General features: G+C 70.9%; 17 protein-coding genes. 7 read left to right on the forward strand and 10 right to left on the reverse strand.

Going from position 1 to position 19541, the window contains the following annotated elements; all coding sequences use genetic code 11:
- On the reverse strand, positions 1-1364 hold a 1364-nt coding region (locus ACILRF_RS07195; RefSeq protein ID WP_395671602.1), incomplete at its 3' end, for a phosphoenolpyruvate-utilizing N-terminal domain-containing protein.
- A gap of 130 nt (positions 1365-1494) precedes the next feature.
- Here ACILRF_RS07195 and ACILRF_RS07200 point away from each other — a divergent pair.
- Positions 1495-2940: an MFS transporter gene (locus ACILRF_RS07200; protein ID WP_395671603.1), complete on the forward strand. Its 1446-nt coding sequence runs from the start codon at positions 1495-1497 to the stop codon at positions 2938-2940.
- Positions 2937-3578, forward strand: coding sequence for a hypothetical protein (locus ACILRF_RS07205; protein ID WP_395671604.1), 642 nt, complete (start codon positions 2937-2939; stop codon positions 3576-3578). Before ACILRF_RS07200 ends, ACILRF_RS07205 begins: the two co-directional genes overlap by 4 nt.
- Here ACILRF_RS07205 and ACILRF_RS07210 read toward each other — a convergent pair.
- Complete coding sequence (locus ACILRF_RS07210) at positions 3575-4825, reverse strand: aspartate kinase (protein WP_395671605.1); 1251 nt, start codon at positions 4823-4825, stop codon at positions 3575-3577. The two genes, ACILRF_RS07205 and ACILRF_RS07210, sit on opposite strands and share 4 nt — an antisense overlap.
- 84 nt (positions 4826-4909) lie before the next feature.
- Here ACILRF_RS07210 and ubiG point away from each other — a divergent pair, with 84 nt between their 5' ends.
- From ubiG to ACILRF_RS07225, 3 genes are all read left to right on the forward strand, one after another.
- A complete protein-coding gene (gene ubiG / locus ACILRF_RS07215) occupies positions 4910-5665 on the forward strand; it encodes a bifunctional 2-polyprenyl-6-hydroxyphenol methylase/3-demethylubiquinol 3-O-methyltransferase UbiG (RefSeq protein ID WP_395671606.1) in 756 nt (251 codons plus the stop codon).
- A gap of 31 nt (positions 5666-5696) precedes the next feature.
- Positions 5697-6500 (forward strand): FkbM family methyltransferase, encoded by an 804-nt coding sequence (locus ACILRF_RS07220; protein ID WP_395671607.1) that lies wholly within the window; start codon positions 5697-5699, stop codon positions 6498-6500.
- A gap of 102 nt (positions 6501-6602) precedes the next feature.
- The gene (locus ACILRF_RS07225; protein WP_395671608.1) at positions 6603-7538 is read left to right on the forward strand and encodes an alpha/beta fold hydrolase; all 936 of its coding nucleotides are present in this window, start codon (positions 6603-6605) and stop codon (positions 7536-7538) included.
- Here the strand turns inward: ACILRF_RS07225 and chrA are convergent.
- The 5 genes from chrA to ctrA all read right to left on the reverse strand — a co-directional run bounded on the left by chrA (position 7535) and on the right by ctrA (position 13912).
- Positions 7535-8731: a chromate efflux transporter gene (gene chrA / locus ACILRF_RS07230; RefSeq protein ID WP_395671609.1), complete on the reverse strand. Its 1197-nt coding sequence runs from the start codon at positions 8729-8731 to the stop codon at positions 7535-7537. The two genes, ACILRF_RS07225 and chrA, sit on opposite strands and share 4 nt — an antisense overlap.
- Before the next feature lie 45 nt (positions 8732-8776).
- On the reverse strand, positions 8777-10123 hold the full coding sequence (locus ACILRF_RS07235) for a peptidoglycan DD-metalloendopeptidase family protein (RefSeq protein ID WP_395671610.1): 1347 nt from the start codon (positions 10121-10123) through the stop codon (positions 8777-8779).
- A gap of 139 nt (positions 10124-10262) precedes the next feature.
- Positions 10263-10613 (reverse strand): arsenate reductase (glutaredoxin), encoded by a 351-nt coding sequence (gene arsC, locus ACILRF_RS07240; RefSeq protein ID WP_395671611.1) that lies wholly within the window; start codon positions 10611-10613, stop codon positions 10263-10265.
- 30 nt (positions 10614-10643) lie between these two features.
- Positions 10644-13022, reverse strand: a complete 2379-nt coding sequence (locus ACILRF_RS07245) for a M20/M25/M40 family metallo-hydrolase (RefSeq protein WP_395671612.1) — start codon at positions 13020-13022, stop codon at positions 10644-10646.
- 194 nt (positions 13023-13216) lie between these two features.
- Positions 13217-13912, reverse strand: a complete 696-nt coding sequence (ctrA, locus tag ACILRF_RS07250; protein WP_395671613.1) for a response regulator transcription factor CtrA — start codon at positions 13910-13912, stop codon at positions 13217-13219.
- A gap of 330 nt (positions 13913-14242) precedes the next feature.
- On the opposite strand from ctrA, the gene fliI reads away from it, so the two are divergent.
- Together fliI and ACILRF_RS07260 are read left to right on the forward strand one after the other, a co-directional pair.
- Complete coding sequence (gene fliI, locus ACILRF_RS07255) at positions 14243-15577, forward strand: flagellar protein export ATPase FliI (protein WP_395671614.1); 1335 nt, start codon at positions 14243-14245, stop codon at positions 15575-15577.
- On the forward strand, positions 15574-15975 hold the full coding sequence (locus tag ACILRF_RS07260) for a flagellar export protein FliJ (RefSeq protein ID WP_395671615.1): 402 nt from the start codon (positions 15574-15576) through the stop codon (positions 15973-15975). The genes fliI and ACILRF_RS07260 overlap by 4 nt, the downstream gene beginning before the upstream one ends.
- Positions 15976-16012: 37 nt before the next feature.
- Here the strand turns inward: ACILRF_RS07260 and ACILRF_RS07265 are convergent, their stop codons facing one another.
- The 3 genes from ACILRF_RS07265 to ACILRF_RS07275 form a co-directional block, all read right to left on the reverse strand.
- Positions 16013-16381: a DUF4282 domain-containing protein gene (locus tag ACILRF_RS07265; protein ID WP_395671616.1), complete on the reverse strand. Its 369-nt coding sequence runs from the start codon at positions 16379-16381 to the stop codon at positions 16013-16015.
- A gap of 101 nt (positions 16382-16482) precedes the next feature.
- Complete coding sequence (gene flhA / locus ACILRF_RS07270; RefSeq protein WP_395671617.1) at positions 16483-18573, reverse strand: flagellar biosynthesis protein FlhA; 2091 nt, start codon at positions 18571-18573, stop codon at positions 16483-16485.
- A 6-nt stretch (positions 18574-18579) separates the two neighbouring features.
- Positions 18580-19541, reverse strand: a 962-nt coding sequence (locus ACILRF_RS07275; protein ID WP_395671618.1) for a sigma-54 interaction domain-containing protein, incomplete at its 5' end; no start/stop codon positions are given.

The raw sequence follows: 19541 nt of genomic DNA on the forward strand, positions 1-19541 counted from the left end.
CCGGCGTTCATCAGCAGGGTGATCTTCGCCCCGTCGCGGGTGAAGGCCGGCGTGTCGCGCAGCTTGTCGAACTCGGCGCGCCGTTGCCGGCGCACGTCGATCCGCGCCTGGATGGCGTGCACCACGTCCTGGCGGGGCCGCAGATAGGCCTCGCCGGTCTCGGCGTCGACGATGACCGGATCACCCTCGTTCACCCGGTCGCGCAGGCCCGCCAGGCGGCCGACGCAGGGAATGTCGAGGGAGCGGGCGATGATCGCCGCGTGGCTGGCCGCCGAGCCCTCTTCCAGCAGCAGGCCGCGCAGCTTCGTGCGGTCGTATTCCAGCAGGTCGGCGGGGCCGAGGTTGCGGGCGATGAGGATGGCGTTCTCGGGCAGCTCACGGGCCACGTGGCCGTCGCCCGACAGGTGGCGCAGCAGCCGGTCGTTGAGGTCCTCGAGATCGTGCAGCCGTTCGCGCAGGTAGGGATCGCGCGCCTGGCCGAGACGGGCGCGGTGCTCGGAGCGGACCCGCTCGACGGCGGCCTCGGCGGTCAGGCCGTTGCGCACGGCGTCTTCCAGACTGCGGTTCCAGCCGCGGTCGTGGGCGAACATGCGGTAGGTGTCGAGCACCTCGTAGGAGGCCTCCACCAGGCCGTGCTGGCCCTCCAGCATGCTGTCGATCTGGGCCTGGAGCGCGGCGACGGCCGTCTTCAGGCGCGCCTCTTCGGCGACCACGTCGTCGGAGAGCAGCTGGCTGGGCGCCACCGGCGGCTCGTGCAGGACCGCGACGCCATAGGCGAGGCCGTCGGCGAACTTCGAGCCCTTGACCCGCTCCGGACGGTGGGGGGCGATCTCGACGCCCTTGAGCTCTTCCTCGGAGATCAGCTCGCCGCCGGCCACCATCTCGGCCAGGACCATGGCGATGATCTGCAGGTCCTCCACCTCGTCCTCGGTGTAGACCCGCTCGGTGCGGTTCTGGACGACCAGCACGCCGATCGACCGGCCGCCGCGCAGCAGCGGCACGCCGAGGAAGGCGTGGTAGGGGTCTTCGCCGGTTTCCGGGCGGTAGGAGAAGGCCGGATGTTCCGGCGCATCGGCCAGGTTCAGCGGGCCGCCAGCCTTCATGATCTCGCCGATCAGGCCCTCCCCGGGCTTCATCCGGGTGACGTGGACGGCGGCGACGTCGAGGCCTTCGGTGGCGAACAGCTCCATCTCGCCGCCGGCGCGGCGCAGGTAGAGCGAGCAGACCTCGGCGACCATGGAGCGGGCGATGATGCGCACGACCATGTCCAGCCGCGCCTGGGCTGGGCCGCCCCCGGCCAGGGCTTCCCGGATCTGCCGCAGCAGGCTGCGCTGTCCGCGTATGGCGACGCCTGGAATGGCCATGTGGCCGACTGGTCTCCCTCTAACAGCGGCTTCCTAGCAGCTTACGTCGTCGCGCGGATACGGAAAGGGGCGTTGCGCCGATCATCGGGCGCCGCCATCACTCCTGTCCCGATGAGGAGCAGCGGCGCCCATGGAAGCGGCGGAACAGGGATCTGACGGCGACGAACGGAAGGGCTGGGCGGACCTGCTGGCGGAGGGGCGCGCGCCGCGGTTTGCGCTGATCTGCGTCGGCGTCTGGCTGAACGCCGCTGACGCCCTGGTGACCGCGACCATCATGCCGAACGTCGGCGCCGACCTCGGCGGCTACGCCTACTTCAGCTGGGCGACGGCCGGGTTCCTGGTCGGGGCGATCCTGGCCGGCGCGAGTTCGGGACGGGTTTCCGAGGTGGTCGGTCTGCGCTGGGCGACGGCGCTGGCCGGCCTGATCATGGCCGCCGGCTGCGTGATGAGCGCCCTTGCGCCCGACGTCGGGGTGTTCCTGGCCGGTCGACTGGTGCAGGGGCTCGGCAGCGGCTGGATCTCCGGCTTCTCGATGGTCGCCATCGCCCTGCTGTTCCCGCCCCGGCACCTGGCGCGGGTATTCGCGGCGGTGACCTTCATCTGGGGTATCGCGACGGTGCTGGGGCCGCTTTTTGGCGGGCTCGTGGTCGAGGCCGGCGGCTGGCGCGACGTCTTCTGGCTGTTCGCGCTGCAGGCTCTGGCGTTCAGCATCGCCGCGCCGTTCCTGCTCGGCGGGGCCAGCAAGGGCGAGGGTGGTCCCGGCATTCCGTGGAGCCAGCTCCTGGTGCTGGGGATCGGGGTCGGGGCCATCGCGACCGCGGACCTGGTGCGGCCGGCCGCCTTCTCGGTGGCGATGGTGGTGACCGGGCTCGTGGTGCTGGCGCTGGTGATGCGCTTCGACGGGCGGGCGAAGGTGCGGCTGCTGCCGCATCGCGCCAGCGACCTGACGACGGTCTGCGGGGCCGGCTATTTCGCCATGTTCGCCCTGACCGCCGCTTCAATGGGGTTCTTCGTGTACGGCCCGGCGATCCTGCAGGAATTGCGCGGCTTCAGCCCGCTGGCGGCGGGCTACACCGTGGGGGCGGAGTCGCTGGCCTGGACGGCGGCGGCGATGTCGGTGGCCGGCGCCACCGGCGCCTGGGACCGGCGGTGGATCCGCATCGGGGCGCTTTGCCTGGTGGTCAGCCTGGTGGTGCTGGCCCTGACCATGGCCGACGGCCACATCGTCTTCGTACTGCTCGGCGGCGGGCTGATGGGCGCGGCGTTCGGGTTTTCCTGGGCCTTCATGAGCCGGCGGGTCCTGGCGGCGCTCAGCGACGACGACAAGGCGATCGGCTCGTCGGCGATCATGGCCGTGCGCCAGACCGGCGCGGCGGCGGGAGCGGCGATCTCCGGCGTGGCGGCGAACCTCGTCGGGTTCTCGGCCGGGCTGACGCCGGAGAACGCGCGGGCCGCCAGCGTCTCGATCTTCGTGGCGGTCATCCCGCTGGCGGTGGCCGGGGCGTGGGCGGCGTTCCGGTTGACCGGATCGGCGATCGGCGCCGGGCCGGCGCCGTCGGAAGGCGGCTCGGCTTGAAGCGGACAGCGCTCGTCCTGGCTGCGGCGGCGGCCCTGGGGCTGTGGGCGACGCCGGCGGCTGCCGACGCGGACCTGTGGCTGAGCGATCGGGCGGCGCGCCGCGAGGCTCAGGCGCAGATCGAGCAGCTGGACCGGGACCTGCAGGGCCACCACAGCGCCACGGCGGTGCTGCAGCGTTGGTGCGATGCCCATGGCCCCGGGACCGGCGTCCGCATCGTCGCCCGGAGGGCGCCGGGCGCCGAAAAGCCGGCCGACGCGCGGGTGCGGAGAAAGCTGAAGGCCGCGGCGGGAGAGCCGATCCGCTATCGGCGGGTGCAGCTGAGCTGCGGCGGCCAAGTGCTGTCGGACGCCGACAACTGGTATCGCCCAGGACGGCTGACGCCGGAGATGAACCGCCTGCTGGACGAGACCGAGACGCCGTTCGGAGTGGTCGTGGCGCCGCTGCGCTTCACCCGCGGGACGCGGTCGTCGCGCCGGCTGTTCGCGCCCGGCCGGGGGCGCGGCCCGGTGACGTCGCCCTATGAGATCCTGCGGCAGTCGGCGGTGCTGTCGGCGGCCGACGGCGCGCCGATCAGCCTGGTCGTCGAGACCTATACTCGCGAGATCCTGCGTCGCCGCGGGGGCGGAGCGCCCTAGAGCTGGTCGAGGCCGTAGGCGGCGTGCAGGGCGCGGACGGCCAGCTCGGTGTAGGCGGCGTCGATCAGCACGCTGATCTTGATCTCCGAGGTCGAGATGACCTGGATGTTGACGCCCTTCTCGGCCAGGGCCTGGAACATCGACTTGGCGACGCCGGTGTGGCTGCGCATGCCGACGCCGATCACCGAGACCTTGGCGACGTCCTCGTTCACGGCGACGTCGTCGAAGCCGATCTTCGGCTGGGCGGCGCGGACGATCTCCACCGCGCGGGCGGCGTCGCGCTTGCCGACCGTGAATTCCATGTTGGCCGTGTCCGCGGTGCGGGCATGGCTCTGGACGATCATGTCGACGTTGACGTTGGCGTCGGCCAGGGCGCCGAAGATCTCCGACGACACGCCCGGATGGTCGGGCAGGCCGAAGAGGCTGATCTTGGCCTCGTCACGGCTGTAGGCGACGCCGCTCACGATACGTTTTTCCATGATCTCTTCCTCGTCGCAGACGATGGTCCCTTGTCCGGGGGCCTCGCCCGGCTCGACAAAACTCGAAAGCACCCGCACGGGCACGCGCTGGGCCATGGCCAACTCGACGGAGCGGGTCTGCAGCACCTTGGCGCCTAGCGAGGCCATCTCCAGCATCTCCTCGTAGGAGATCTTGGACAGGCGGCGGGCCTTGGACTCGATGCGCGGGTCGGTGGTGTAGACGCCGTCGACGTCGGTGTAGATGTCGCAGCGGACCGCGTTCAGCGCCGCCGCCACGGCCACGGCGCTGGTGTCCGAGCCGCCGCGGCCGAGGGTGGCGATGCGGCCGTCGCGGGTGACGCCCTGGAAGCCGGCGATCACGGCGACTTCGCCGCCGTCCAGCGAGGCGGCGAGCTTTTCCGGCGGGATGTCGTCGATGCGGGCCCGGCCGTGGGCGTCGTCGGCGATGATCGGGATCTGCCAGCCGGCCCAGGAGCGCGCGGGAACGCCCATGTTGCGCAGGGTCATGGCCAGCAGGCCGGCCGTGACCTGTTCGCCCGAGGCGACGACCACGTCGTATTCGTCGTCGGAGGCCGGCAGGCCGGCGGCGGCCGGGCCCGCGCCATCGGTCCAGGCGACCAGCTCGTTGGTCTTGCCGGCCATGGCCGAGACGACGACCGCCACCTTGTGACCGGCCTCACGCTCGGCATTGACCAGCCGCGCGACGCGGCGGATGCGCTCCAGGTCGGCCACCGAAGTGCCGCCGAATTTCATCACCAGCCGGGACACCCGCGCCGACCCCCTTTGAAATAAGCGCGCCCTTCTAGCGGCGCCGCTCGCGCTCCGCAACGCCGGAGGTGTAAGGAGCATCGCATGACCGCAGCCGCACCCCGATCCAGCATCGATCCCGCCGAGGTCGAGCGGTTCTCCCGCATCGCCGCCGAATGGTGGGATCCGAAGGGCAAGTTCGCGCCCCTGCACAAGTTCAATCCGTCGCGGCTGAGCTTCATCCGCGAGCAGGCGCTGGCCCGGTTCGGCCGCGACCCGTCGGCGCGGCGGCCGTTCGAGGGCTTGCGGCTGCTCGATATCGGCTGCGGCGGCGGCCTGCTCTCGGAGCCGATGGCGCGGCTGGGGTTCGACGTCGTCGGCGTCGACGCGTCTGAACGCAACATCGGCACGGCCAGCGCGCACGCCGCCGAGCAGGGACTGGCCATCGACTACCGGGCGACGACGGCCGAGGCGCTGCTGGCGGCAGGCGAGACGCCGTTCGACGTGATCCTCAACATGGAGGTGATCGAGCACGTCGCCGATCCCGCCGAGTTCGCCCGCACCTGCGCGAAGATGCTGGCGCCGGGCGGCTTGATGATCGTCGCCACGCTCAATCGCACGCTGAAGGCCCTGGCCCTGGCCAAGATCGGCGCCGAGTACGTGCTGCGCTGGGTGCCGGCCGGCACCCACGATTGGCGCAAGTTCCTGAAACCCGACGAGATCCGCGGCTTCCTGGCCGGCGAGGACGTCGTCGTCGACGGACCGTTCGGGGTAACGTTCGACCCGCTGACCGGCCGCTGGTCGGCCTCGTCCGACTGCGACGTCAACTACATGATGACGGTGACGCGCGGAGCGGCCTAGAAAGGACGTGGGGGCGGAGGGGACACAACGGATGGCTTCGCTGCGGGTGTTGGTTCACGCCTTTCGGGCGTGGCGGCGGAATCTGCGATGGGCCAAGCACGAGCCTGAGACGCCCTATCTGGCCGACCTGTTGTCCGGGGCGCCGGTCTGCCTGCACGTCGGGGCCAGCGACGGTCGCCACACCTATGTGATGACCCAGGTGGCCCCGCAGGCCCGGATCCACGCCTTCGAGCCGTCGGCCTTCACCTTCAAGGTGCTGAAGCTGTGCCTGGCCTGGCACCGGATCGCCGGCCAGGTGACGCCCGTCCACGCCGCGGTCGCCGAGAAGGCCGGGGAACTGCTGCTGGTCACGCCGCGCAAGATGTCCGGCCGGATGGGCCGGGCCTATGCCTATGTCGCCGAGTGCGCGCCGAAGGGGGCGGCCCGGCCCGACCTGGAGGACTGCGGCGCGCAGCTTCAACCGACGCCCGTCATCGCTCTGGACGACTATTGCGCCGAACGCGGGATCGGCCGGGTCGATTTCATCCGCATGGACATCGAGGGCGCGGAACTGAAGGCCCTGGAAGGCGCCCGCGGCCTGCTCGACCGCAACCGGCCGCACATCCTGATCGAGATCCATCCGACGATGCTGGCCGAGCGGTTCGGCGGCACGGCCGAGGCGGTGGTCGAGCTGTTCCGCAGCCGGGGATACCGGATGTTTGCGCTGGACGGCGACCGGCTGGAGGAACGGCAGGACGTCTGCCCCGACGTGCCCTGGAAGGACTATTTCTTCATCCATCCGAGCCGCGCGGGCGAGCTGCCCGACGGGGTCTTCAAGGCCCGGATGGCGGCCTGACAGCGGCCTGCGGGCCACACCCTGCATCAAGCGACAGCATGCGCCGAACCAACCGCCCCTAAGCTGCGTTCCTCAAGCAAGGTTTGCGAGGAGAAGGCGAAGGTGTCGCGTAAACGGCCGAAGGGTGTGTTGGCCATCGGGTGGGCATGCGTCGAGTGCGCCGCCACCGGCCGAACCGAACATGCGCCAACCTCGGCCGACTACCCCGACACCGTGGTTCGCCGGACCAGCTTTGTCGCCGGAGGCGGGCATGGCTGGCGGATCTCGGCCCTGGAGACGCCGCGCGCCGCGCCGGCGCCCTGGAAGATCGTGGTGATCACCGGCGCGCCGTCCTGGGCCGAGTACTGGGCCGAGACGCTGGCCGAGCTGCCGCAGGACCGCGAAATGGTCGTCGTCGATCGCCCGGGCTATGCCGCCTCGGAGCCCGCCCATGCCGTGACCGACATCCGGGTTCAGGCCGAGGCCCTGGCGCCGCTGCTGGAGGCCGCGCCGGGCCAGAAGGTGTTGCTGGTCGGCCAGAGCTACGGCGCGGCGATCGCCGCCCTGATGGCCGATGCCGCGGGGCCGAAGGTTGAGGGGCTGGTTCTGCTGTCCGGCTTCTTCGGCGAGACGGGCCCGACGTCGCGCTGGCTGATCGACATGGGCATGAAGACCCTGAAGGTCATTCCGCGCGACCTGCGCCATGCGGTGATGGAGGCCTCGGGCCAGCGGGGTCAGCTGCCCCACGCCCGGCGGGCGCTGGAGCGGCTGAAGATCCAGATCCACATGATTCACGGCGACAAGGACGACTTCGCGCCGATCGAGGTGGCCGAGCGGCTGTCGCGGGAAGTCCGGACGCGGCGACCGATCAACTTCGTGCGCACCGCCGGGGCCAACCACTTCCTGAACGACGGGCCGCCGGACGAGTTGATCGCGGCGCTGGAGGCGTGCATCCCGCGCAAGAAAACCTGGACCTTCCGCCTGCCGCGCCTGCCGCAGCTGCGGATCCCGGGCGGCATGTTCGGCGGCCTCGGGCCGGCCGACGGCCAGCCGGCCTAAGCGAAGATTCCAGCCGCCAGGGCGAAACCGGGCACGACCAGCCAGGCGGGCAGGCGCGCGACGCTCAGGAACACGAACGCAGCGGCGACCAGGGCCCAGTCGCGCGGTTGGCGGACCGCTGCGGCCGCCAACGGATCCCACAGCGCGGCGGCCAGCAGGCCGATGGCCGCGGCGGCGGCTCCTGCGGCGGCGGCCATGACCCGGCGGTTGCGGCTGAGGTGGTCCCAATAGGGCCCGACGCCGAGGACGAGCAGCAGGCCGGGGGCCAGGAAGGCCGCCGCCGCCGCGAGGCCGCCTCGCCAGTCGGGCAGGCCGGGCGCGGCCCCCAGGAAGGCCGCGAGGCCGGCAGGCGGCCCAGGCAGGGCCTGGACCGCGCCATAGGCGGCGAGCAGGGCCTCCGGCGCCAGCCAAGCGCGGCTGGTCGCCTCACCCTCGAGGAGCGCCAGGGCGACGGCCCCGTCGCCGAAGGTCAGGGCGCCGGCGCGGTAGGCGACGCTGGCGAGGCCGAGAACGGGGCTCGACAGGATCTGGGCAAGGAAGGGCAGGGCGGCCAACAGGAAGGCGAAGAGCGCCACCGCCGCGGGGGTGATCCGCCGGCCGCCGAAGACCTCGCCGGCCGCGGGTTCCGGCGCGAGCAGGGCGGCGCCGAACGCGGCCCCCGCCAGGAGGACGCAGACCTGCGCCACCGGCCCGGTGGCGAAGACGAGGCCGACGCCCGACCCGATGGCGATCCCGGCGGCGATCGGGCCGGCGGCCAGGCGCCGGGCCATCCCGAACAGGGCGTGCGCCGCGACGGCGAGGGCCGCGACCCGCAGGCCGTGCAGCCAGCCATCGCCGAACGCGGCGGTGAACCTCGGGGCCAGATAGGCGAACGCGATCATCGCCAGGACGGCGGGGAGGGCGAAGGCGACGGTGGCGACCAGGGCGCCAAGGGGGCCAGCCCGGCGCAGGCCGATGGCGGCGCCGAGCAGGCTGGAGGCGGATCCCGGCAGGGCGTGGCAAAGCCCAACGAGGCCCGCGAAAGCGCCCTCGCCCAGCCAGCCGCGCCGCGCGACGAACTCTTTCTGGAAGGCGCGCAAATGGCCGGCCGGCCCGCCGAACGCGGTCAGGCCGAGGTGGAAGAAGGCGAGGGCCACCTCCCAGAGCGGGCCGCGTGGGCCCGGGGCGTCGTCCTGAGGCGTCGGGGAGGGCATCTCAGCCCTTCTCTTGCGGGGCCCCGGCGCCTCTGTCGAGGGGGTTTAGCGGGCGAGGGGCCCGGCGACGTTGGCCTGGGCCAGAGCCTGAGGCGCCGCCTCGCCGCCGGCCAGCAGGCGGTCGATGCGCGCCTTGTTGGCGTTGAAGCGGCCGAGTTCGCGGCCGGCGAGGATGGTGCCCTGCGGCACCTTGGCGCCGACCGGATTTACGCGGCGGCCTCCCTTCCAGACCTCGTAGTGCAGGTGGGGACCCGTCGCGAGGCCCGTCGAGCCGACGTAGCCGATCACCTGGCCCTGGCGCACCTTCATGCCGGCGCGGATGCCCTTGCCGTAGCGCGACATGTGGGCGTAGCCGGTCTCCCAGCCGCTTGAGTGGCGGACGCGGACCCAGTTGCCGTAGCCGGCCCAGCGCCGCGCCTCGACCACCGTGCCGTCGCCGGCGGCGACGATCGGCGTGCCGGAGCCGGCTCCGAAGTCGATGCCCTGGTGGGCGCGGGTGTAGCCGAGCACCGGGTGGCGGCGCAGGCCGAACTTGGAGGTGATGCGGGCCCCGTCGACGGGGGTGCGCAGCAGGAAGCCGCGGACGTTCTTGCCGAAGCCGTCGAAGTAGTCGACCTCGCCGCCGTCGCGCTCGAAGCGGTAGAACTTCACGCCGTGCAGTTCGGCGTATTCAAGAGCGCCCGTGTCGATGGTCCGGCCGCTTTCCGTGACCTGGCGGCCGAAGACCAGCTTGAAGTCGTCGCCGGCCTTGATGTCGCGCTGGAAGTCGAGCTTGTGGGCGAACAGCTTGACCACCTGGGCGGTGATCGCCGGGGTCGCGCCGAGCTTGGCGGCGCTTTCGTAGAGGGAGCCGTGGATCTCGCCGTCGGCGACGGTCGTCTCGGCGCGGATCTGCTCGTCGAGCTCGCGCAGGCGCATGGCGCCGTCGAAGCTGCGCGAAAGGGTGAGGGTGCTGGCCGGGCCGGTGCGCATGGACAGGCCGATCAGGCGGGCCGGGCCGCGGTCTTCGCGCGGCTTGGCGACGGCGGCCTCGAAGGCGAGGCCGGCGCGAATCTTGGTGGTGTTCATCACCTGGCCGAGGGCCTCGACCGCCTGGCGGGCTTCGGCCGGGGCGACGCCGGCGCGCTGGACCGCGCCTTCGAGGGTCTCGCCGCGCAGCACCTTGACCTGGACGGTCTCAGGACGGGCGAAGCCGGGCTGGGCCTCGGCCTGGGTGAAGGCGGTGTGCTGCAGAGCGGCCACGGCGGTCGGGCTGAGCGGCGGCGGGGCGCCGGGCGCCCGCTGGCCGTCCAGCGCCTTCCAGGCCACGAACAGGCCGAACAGCGCGGCCGTCCCGGCCAGGGCCTTCGGCGCGACGCGGAACGTCGAACGTCGTGGGTCGAACTCGTGCATCACGCCCCCGTACTAGACGATACACAGTTAAGGTATCGCCACGGCCAAGCCGATTTTCAACCGCCCCCTAGGCGCCCGTAAGGGCGGGGCTGAAGATGACCGATGCGGATCGCTCCGTCTCCGGTCGTTTTGTCACGGTCTAGAGCAGGCCGAGCGCCAGTTCCGCCGGCCGGCAAAGCGCCGCGCCCTTGGGGGTCACGACGATAGGTCGATTCACCAGGGCCGGATCGAGGATCATGGCGGCGATCACCGCTTCGTCAGAGGCGGCCGGATCGGTCAGGCCAAGCTCGTCGGCCCGGGTGCCCTTGATCCGCAGCAGTTCGCGGGCCGGGACGCCGGCGGCCTTGACCAGGGCCTGGAGCTGCTCGCGGGTCCAGCCCTGCTTGAGGTACTCGACCACCTGCGGCTCGACGCCCTTCTCCCGGAGCAGGGCGAGGGTGTTGCGCGAAGTCCCGCAGGCGGGGTTGTGGTAGATCACGACATCGCTCATCGCGGCCGGGTTTAGCCAAAACCCGGCTGATCACCAAGCGAAGCGTCGCTCTCCGGTCACGACGCCGATGTCGGAAAAGCCGAACGGCGCCTCGTGGGCCGGGCGGCGTGGGAGCGGCGCCGCCTCGGCCGGCCAGCGGTCGAGGGTCGCTGTCCAGCGGACCCCAAGGCGCCCCGAGCCGGCGGGGCGCAGGACGAGGGCGAGCTGGTCGCCGCCGCGCCAGACAAGCCGGCTCCAGACGCCGGGCGGCAGCGGCTGGCGCAGGGGGCGGGCGCCGGCCTGGACGAGCTCCAGCGGCGCCTCCGGGCGCAGGCGCAGGCCGATCTCCTGAGTGCCCGCCGGGACGCGGACGGTCAGGCGCAGAGTCCCGTCGGGGCTGCGTTCGAGCGTCGCCTGGGCGCCGGGCTGGATCGCAGAGGCGGGGGCGGCGCGGTGCGGGGCGGCCGTCAGCCAGTGGCGACGCTCTGCCACCGCGCCGCCTTCGGCGGCCAGCGCCTGGCGTACCCAGGGGGTGGCCTCCAGCAGGCTGACGCGCCAGGCGCGGCCGGCGGTCTGATCGAAATGATGGACGATCCGGTTGGCCTGCGGGTGACGGGCGCTCCAGGGCGCGTCGAAGCGGACGAAGAGTGCAAGACCGACGCCGGCCAGGAGGACGGCGGGACCGAGGCGGCGCTCGGCTGGCGCGCCCTCCGGCGGATGGGCGAGCGGCCACAGAACCAGCGCCGCAAGCAGCGTGCAGACCGCCAGGGTTTCGGGCATGTCGAGGCCGAGGAACAGCAGGTGGGCGAGGCCGCCGAGCCAGCCGAGGGTGAGCGCCGCGGCCAAGGCGAGGAGGGCTGTTCCGCCGAGGCTCTTGCGGGTGGCGAGGGCGGTCGCCGCGGCGGTCAGCGCCGCCGCCAGGGTCGGCCAAGCGACGAGGTAGGCGGTGGTCGGGGCGTATGCCTGAAGACCGGCGGCCAGCGCCAGCGCCAGCAAAAGCGCCCCGGCCCAGGCGCCAGGGCGGCCGACGGGGCGGCCGAAACTTGCAACGCCGATCAGCAGAGCCGCGACGCCCAGGCCCAGGCCGACAGGATCAAGACCGCCGAGCGCCGAACAGGCGGCGCCGGCTGCAAGCGGCGCCAGGGCGATCCGTCGCCGTCCCCGCGCCAGCTCGCCCGCCGACCACAGCAGAAAGCCGAGACCAAGGACGACGAGCGTGGCCTCCCATAAGGCGGCGTGGGCCATCAGGGCTCGGGTCGGGTCCACGCCGTAACCGGCGCCCACCGCGCGTCGGGCAAGGCGCAGCAGGGCGGCGGCGCCGAGAGCGGTGAAGAGCAGGGCGCCGGCCCCGCGGGCGATGTCGGAAAGCGGCAGGGTCTCGGCGCGCCGGGCCCGGGCGATCCCGAATGCGAGCAGGGCGGCCGCCGCTCCGAGGATCAGCCAGCCAGCCCAGGCGGGATAGGCGATCAGCAGGTCGCCGAACAGTTGGCTGTAGGTGAGGTCCGGGGCTTGCGCCGGCAGCGCTTGGACCTGCGCGGCGCCGCGCGACAAGGCGAGCACCTGGGCGCCCATGTCCTGCAGGCTGCCGCGGTCGAGGTTGGCCGGGGTGGCGGTGGGGGCGTGGTAGTCGAAGGCTCGGCCGATGAAGGCGAAGTTGAAGCCCGGAACGCCAGCCGCGTTTGAGACCGTCAGGTCGGTGTCATTAGGCATCAGCCCGTAGACGTAGGTCGACAGCGACGAGGCCATCGGCCGCTCGGCCTTGGCCTGCAGCAGCCGAACGAGGCCGCCGGCGGCGGGACTGGTCTGGAACATCTGCACCCGACCGCCCTGGCCGCGCGCCTCCATGTTCACGATCAGCCCGATCCGCCTGGCGAGGGGATTCCGGGCGAAGAAGGCCTCGGCGCCGAGAAGTCCGGCCTCCTCGCCGTCGGTGATCAGGACGATGACGTCGCGCCGGGCGAGGCCGCCGGCCTTGAGGGCGCGCACGATCTCCAGGGTGGCGGCGACCCCGGCCGCATCGTCGCCCGCCCCGGGCGAGCCGGGCGCGCTGTCGTAGTGGGTCATCAGGGCGAGCGCCGGCAGGCTGCGGTCGCGGCCGGGCAGCACGCCGATCAGGTTTTCGACAGTTCCGCCGGAGATGAACACCTGGCCCGCGGCCGCGCGCCGATAGAGGCCCTCGTCTCGGACGACGCGCGGCGAAAGGCCGAGGGCGGCCATGCGGCGGAGCAGATGATCGCGGACCTCGGCGTTGGCGGGGGCGCCCGTCGGATGGGGCGCCCTGGCGATGACGGCGACGTCGGCCATGGCGCGGTCGGCGGAGAAGTCCTGCGCCGGCGCGTGGACAGGCGCCGGGCGTGGCGGCCGCGCGTCCGCCATTGCGATCAGCGTCGCGACGATCAGGGCGGCGAGCAGCGCAAGCGTCCGGGTCATGTGAGCCTCCCGGCGGGCAGGCTAGCTTGGCGGTTGGTAAACGGGAATGGCGGCGGCGGCGCCTCGCACGGGCCGTCCCGTCGGCGCCTGAACGGCCCGGACTCGCCCGCCCGTGACGAGCGGGGCCGACGAAAAAAGAAAACGCCCGCCGGCGGACCGGCGGGCGCTTTCCGCTCTCTCCTCGAGGTCGCGAGTTACGCGGCGACCTGAGCTTCTTGCGGGTCGCGCAGCACGTAGCCGCGGCCCCAGACCGTCTCGATGTGGTGCTTGCCGTCGGCGGCCGACGCCAGCTTCTTGCGCAGCTTGCAGATGAAGACGTCGATGATCTTCAGCTCCGGCTCGTCCATGCCGCCGTAGAGGTGGTTCAGGAACATCTCCTTGGTCAGGGTCGTGCCCTTACGCAGGGAGAGCAGCTCCAGCATCTGGTATTCCTTGCCGGTCAGGTGGACGCGCAGGCCGTTCACTTCGACCGTCTTGGCGTCCAGGTTGACCGTGATGTCGCCGGTCTTGATCACCGACTGGGCGTGGCCCTTGGAGCGGCGGACGACGGCGTGGATGCGCGCGACCAGCTCGTCCTTGTGGAACGGCTTGGTCATGTAGTCGTCGGCGCCGCCGGAGAAGGTCTTCACCTTCGTGTCGATCTCGGCCGTACCGGAAAGGATCATGACCGGCGTGTTGATCTTGCCGACCCGCAGGTTACGCAGCACGTCCATGCCGCTCATGTCGGGAAGGTTGAGGTCCAGAAGGATCAGGTCGTAGTCGTAGATCTTGCCCAGATCCACGCCTTCCTCGCCCAGGTCCGTCGTATAGACGTTGAAGCCTTCCGACTTGAGCATCAATTCGATGCTCTGGGCGGTGGCGCTGTCATCCTCGATCAACAGTACGCGCATTCTGCTCTCCTACTGCGTCCCCGCTTAGCGCCGCAGATTCCGCAGAATCCGCCCCCGAAGCTCGCTGATAAACCTGCCAGCGAGTTAATTTAAGACTGGTTAATGGAAGATGTCCCGTCTGACCGAATCGTTAATCCGATTTGAGATTCGCCGACAAGCGCGGCCGCTCCGCCGGCCCAAGCGTGGCTGTTGAATCTTTTGTGATTGGACGCGGGCGCCGAAGCGCTGGGCGGGAAATCGGCGCTGCGCCCCCATAGGGGGCGGGCGGATTTCTTCATCACCTCTTAAGGGCGAAGCACGGATTCTGCGGTCTCAAGTCGAGGGCGTTTCGTGCAGAGCCTGGTGGCCGCGGTCGAGCGGCTGGATCCCCTGATCGTCTCGGGCCGCGTCGCGGCGGTGAACGGCCTGCTGATCGAAGCGCGGGGCGGGCTGTCGCGGCTGGCCGTCGGGGCGCGCGCTGAGATCGCCCGGCTGGGCGAAGCGCCCCTGGCCGCCGAGGTGGTCGGCTTCCGCGAGACCCGCGCCCTGCTGATGCCGTTCGGGCCGGTGGAGGGCGTCGCGCCGGGCGCCGAGATCCGCATCGAGCCGCAGGGCTCGGCAGTGCGGCCGACGAAGAGTTGGCTCGGCCGCATCGTCGACGCGTTCGGCGAGCCGATCGACGGGCTCGGGCCGTTGCCGCAGGGGCCGGCGCCCTATCCGCTGCGGGCGCCGCCGCCGGCCGCACACGCCCGGGCGCGGGTCGGCGAGCGGCTGGACCTCGGCGTCCGCTCGATGAACGTCTTCACCACCTGCTGCCGCGGCCAGCGCCTGGGCGTGTTCGCCGGCTCCGGCGTCGGAAAGTCGGTGCTGCTGTCGATGCTGGCCAAGAACGCCGACTGCGACGCGGTCGTCGTGGGGCTGATCGGCGAACGCGGCCGCGAGGTTCGCGAATTCATCGAGGAGACGCTCGGCGAAGAGGGCCTGCGCCGCGCCGTCGTGGTGGTCGCGACCTCCGACGAGCCGGCGCTGAAGCGCCGCCAGGCGGCTTACATGACCTTGGCCGTCGCCGAGTACTTCCGCGATCAGGGGATGGAAGTCCTCTGCCTGATGGACAGCGTGACCCGCTTCGCGATGGCGCAGCGCGAAATCGGCCTTGCCGCGGGCGAGCCGCCGACCACCAAGGGCTATACCCCGACCGTCTTCACCGAACTGCCGAAGCTGCTGGAGCGGGCCGGGCCGGGGCCGATCCGCCCGGACGGGACCGAGGCCGGGCCGATCACCGGGCTCTTCACCGTGCTGGTCGACGGCGACGACCACAACGAGCCGATCGCCGACGCCGTCCGAGGCATCCTCGACGGCCATATCGTCATGGAGCGGGCCATCGCCGAGCGCGGCCGGTTCCCGGCGATCAATGTGCTGAAGTCGATCAGCCGCACCATGCCGGGCTGTCACCACCCGCACGAGCGCGAGATCGTCACCGCCGCCCGGCGCTCGCTCGCCGCCTATTCGAACATGGAGGAGCTGATCCGGATCGGCGCCTACCGCGCCGGCGCCGATCCGGAAGTCGACCGGGCGATCCAGCTCAATCCGGCGCTGGAAGCCTTCCTGTCGCAGGCGCCGGACGACGCCACCGGCCTCGAGGCCTCGTTCGCCGCCCTGTCGCAAGTGCTGAGTGACGTCCAATGAGTTGGGAAAAATCCCTGATCAAGCTCTCCACCTACGAGGTGGAGGTGCTGCAGAAGCGGCTGGCCGAGATCGGCGACCGTCGGCAGCAGGCCGAGATGCGGCTGGCCATGCTGTTCGCCCAGGGCGAGACCGAGAAGGTCCAGGCCGGACCGACGGGGGGCTGGGACCTGCTGCGCTTCCTCGACGCGCTGAAGGCGAGGATGGACGTGGTGCGCTCTGAGATCGAGATCATCATGGCCGAGGAGGCCGGCGCGCGCGACGCCCTGGCTCAGGCCTTCGAAGAGCAGAAGAAGTACGAACAGCTCGCCGAACAGATGCGCGCGAAGGCCGGCAGGAAGGCCGCGCAGATCGAGTCCGCGGCGATGGACGAGCTGGGCCTGAGGCGGGCTGCGCGGTAGACGGCATTCCTTCTCCCGCAACGGGAGAAGGACGGATCTAGGCGCCCGGCCGTTGGCGGGCGCGTTCGGCTTCGACGTCCTGGCGCAGGACGGAGAGGTCTTCGCTGATGCGGAAGATGGCGACGTAGAACTCGCAGAACGAGCGCCACAGCAGCGCCAGGGCGCCGACCACCAGCAGGCCGCCGATCAGCACCGGGATGGCCAGCAGCTTGCCGAAGATGCTGCTCTCGCGCAGGGCGACGCCGACCGCGGCGCCGACGCTGCCGAAGGTGCCCAGCGCGATCACGCCGAGGCCGGCCCAATAGATCAGGTGGATGACCGAGTTGGTCATCAGCTTGTCGAACGTCAGCAGGTCCCAGAGGACCGCCCCGCCGGGGCCGTGGGGTCTTTTGAGAGGTCGCTGCATCCGATTCCCAAAGCTCGTCGGGTCTTAAACTCGCCCCGTCGGGCAACCGCTACCAGCCGAAGCGCCCGGTCGCAACGGAACAGTCGCAGGCCTTTCCGCGACTAGATGGCGCCGACCGTCTTGAGGCGGGCGCGGGGGTGGATTTCGTTCTGGCTCATCACCGGGGTCTGGCCGCGGAAGCGTTCGATGATCGAGCGGACGTAGGGGCGGACGCCTGGGCTGGTCAGCAGGACCGGGCTTTCGCCGGCCAGGGCGGCGCGCTCGAAGGTCTCGCGGATGGAGCGGATGAAGTCCTGCAGGCGGGACGGTGCGAGGGCCAGCTGCTTTTCCTCGCCGTTGCCGACCAGCGCATCGGCGAAGGCGTGCTCCCACTCCGGCGACAGGGTGATGATCGGCAGAGCCCCGTCGTCGCCACGGTAGGCGAAGCAGATCTGCCGCGACAGGCGACTGCGGACCTGTTCGACCAGGTTGGTGACCGAGGCGGTGTGCGGGGCGGCCTCGCCGATGCCTTCCAGGATCACCGGCAGGTCGCGGATCGAGATGCGCTCGCGCAGCAGGGCCTGGAGCACGCGCTGGACGGTGGTGGCGGTGACGACCGCCGGGATCAGGTCCTCGGCCAGCTTCTTCTGCTCGGCCGGCAGTTCCTTGATCAGTTTCTGGACCTCTCCATAGGACAGCAGGTCCGGCATGTTCTCCTTGAGGATCTCGGTCAGGTGCGTGGTCAGCACGGTGGCCGGATCGACGATGGTGTAGCCGCGGAACGTCGCCTCTTCGCGCAGGCTCTCGTCGACCCAGGTGGCCGGCAGGCCGAAGGCCGGCTCGCGCATGTGTTCGCCGGGCAGCTCGACCTGACCGCCGCGCGGGTCCATGGCCATCAGGTGGCCGAGACGCACCTCGCCCTGGCCGGCCTCCATCTCCTTGATGCGTATGCAGTAGCCCTGGGAGGGCAGGCGCATGTTGTCGAGAATGCGCACGCTGGGCATGATGAAGCCGAACTCGGCCGCCAGGGTGCGGCGCAGGGCCTTGATCTGGTCCGTCAGCCGGCGACCCTCGAGGTCATTGATCAGCCCCAGCAGGCCGTAGCCGAGTTCGATCTTGATCTCGTCGATAGCTAGGGTCTGGCCGATCGGCTCTTCCTGATCCTCGACGGCGTCCGGCGCGATCTCGATCGGGGCCGGCTCGGCGCCCTTCTGGGACCGGCGCCAGGCCAGTACGCCGGTGGCGATGGCGATGCCGGCGAACGGCAGGATCGGCATGCCGGGGATCACCGCGATGACGCCGGAGGAGGCGGCGACCATGCCGAGGCTGATCGGGTTCATGGCCAGCTGCGTGACCAGAGCCTTGTCGGCCGAGCCTTCGACGCCGGACTTGGAGACCAGGAAGCCGGCGGCGATCGAGATGATCAGGGCCGGGATCTGGGAGACCAGGCCGTCGCCGATGGTCATGATCGTATAGGTCGAGAACGCCTGACCGATCGGCACCTTGTGCTGGATCACGCCGATCAGAATGCCACCGATGATGTTGATGGCGACGATCACGAGGCCGGCGACGGCGTCGCCGCGCACGAACTTCGAGGCGCCGTCCATGGCCCCGAAGAAGGTGCTTTCCTGCTCAACTTCCTTGCGGCGGACCTTGGCGGTGGCCTCGTCGATCAGGCCGGCCGACAGGTCGGCGTCGATGGCCATCTGCTTGCCGGGCATGGAGTCCAGGGTGAAGCGGGCGGCGACTTCGGCGATCCGGCCCGAACCCTTGGTGATGACGACGAAGTTCACCAGCACCAGAATGGCGAAGACGATCACGCCGATGATGAAGCTGCCGCCCATCATCAGCTTGCCGAACGCCTCGATGATCTTGCCGGCGCCGTGGACGCCCTCGTGGCCGTGACCGAGAATCAGGCGCGTCGAGGCGATGTTGAGGCCGAGGCGGAAGAGCGTCGTGACCAGCAGCACGGTCGGGAAGGCGGTGAACTCCAGCGGCCGCTTGATCATCAGGGCGGTCATCAGGATCAGGACCGAGCTGGTGATCGAGATCGCCAGGAACAGGTCCAGCATGAACGACGGGATCGGCAGGATCAGGATGACGACCACGGCGACGATGCCGAGCGCCAGCGCCACCTCGCCACGCGCCACCCAGCCCCAGACCTCCCGGGCGCTGGGGGTCTGGCCCCCGCGTGTCATGCCGATGTCCGCCATGGGGTCTTAGGCCGCGCTCGCGCCCATCTGGGGAGCGGGCACGGAGACGCCGGCCTCCGTGTATTCCTTCAGCTTGTTGCGCAGGGTGCGGATCGAGATGCCGAGGATGTTGGCCGCGTGGGTGCGGTTGCCGAGGCAGTGTTCGAGGGTGTCGATGATCAACTGCTGCTCCATCGCCGACACGGTCTGACCAACGAAGGCGCGGTTCGCGGTCTCGGCGGCGACCGAGGCCGCCTGTGCGGTGCGGATTCCCGGATCGCTGGCGGCCAGCGGCTGGCCGTCGGGCAGGCGGATGGCCCCTTCCTCGATCTCCGGGCCGGTCGAGAGCAGGACCGCCCGGTGCATGGCGTTCTCCAGCTCGCGGACGTTGCCGGGCCAGCGGTGCAGGGCCAGGCGGCGGCGGGCTTCGGCCGACAGCGGCCGGTTCGGCACGCCGTTCGCAGCGGCGTACTTCTTGATGAAGTGCTCGGCCAGGCTGAGGATGTCGCCGGTCCGCTCGCGCAGGGGCGGGAGGCGCAGGTTCACCACGTTCAGGCGATAGAGCAGGTCCTCGCGGAACACGCCGTCCTTCACCGCCTGGGGGAGGTCGCGGTTCGAGGTGGCCAGAATGCGGATGTCGACCTTCACGGGGCGCGCGCCGCCGACGCGGTCGATCTCCCGCTCCTGGATCGCGCGCAGCAGCTTGGCCTGCAGGCGGGCGTCCATTTCGCTGATTTCGTCGAGCAGCAGGGTGCCGCCGTTGGCTTCCTCGAACTTGCCGATGCGGCGGGCGAGGGCGCCGGTGAAGGCGCCCTTCTCGTGGCCGAACAGCTCGCTCTCCAGCAGGTTCTCGGGGATCGCAGCGCAGTTGACGCTGATGAACGGCTTGGAAGCGCGGCGCGACTTCTGGTGGACGTAGCGGGCGATGACTTCCTTACCGACCCCGCTTTCGCCGGTGATCAGGATCGAGGCGTCGGAGCCGGCGACCT

The organism is Phenylobacterium sp. (assembly GCF_044236515.1).
Taxonomy (GTDB): Bacteria; Pseudomonadota; Alphaproteobacteria; order Caulobacterales; family Caulobacteraceae; genus Phenylobacterium.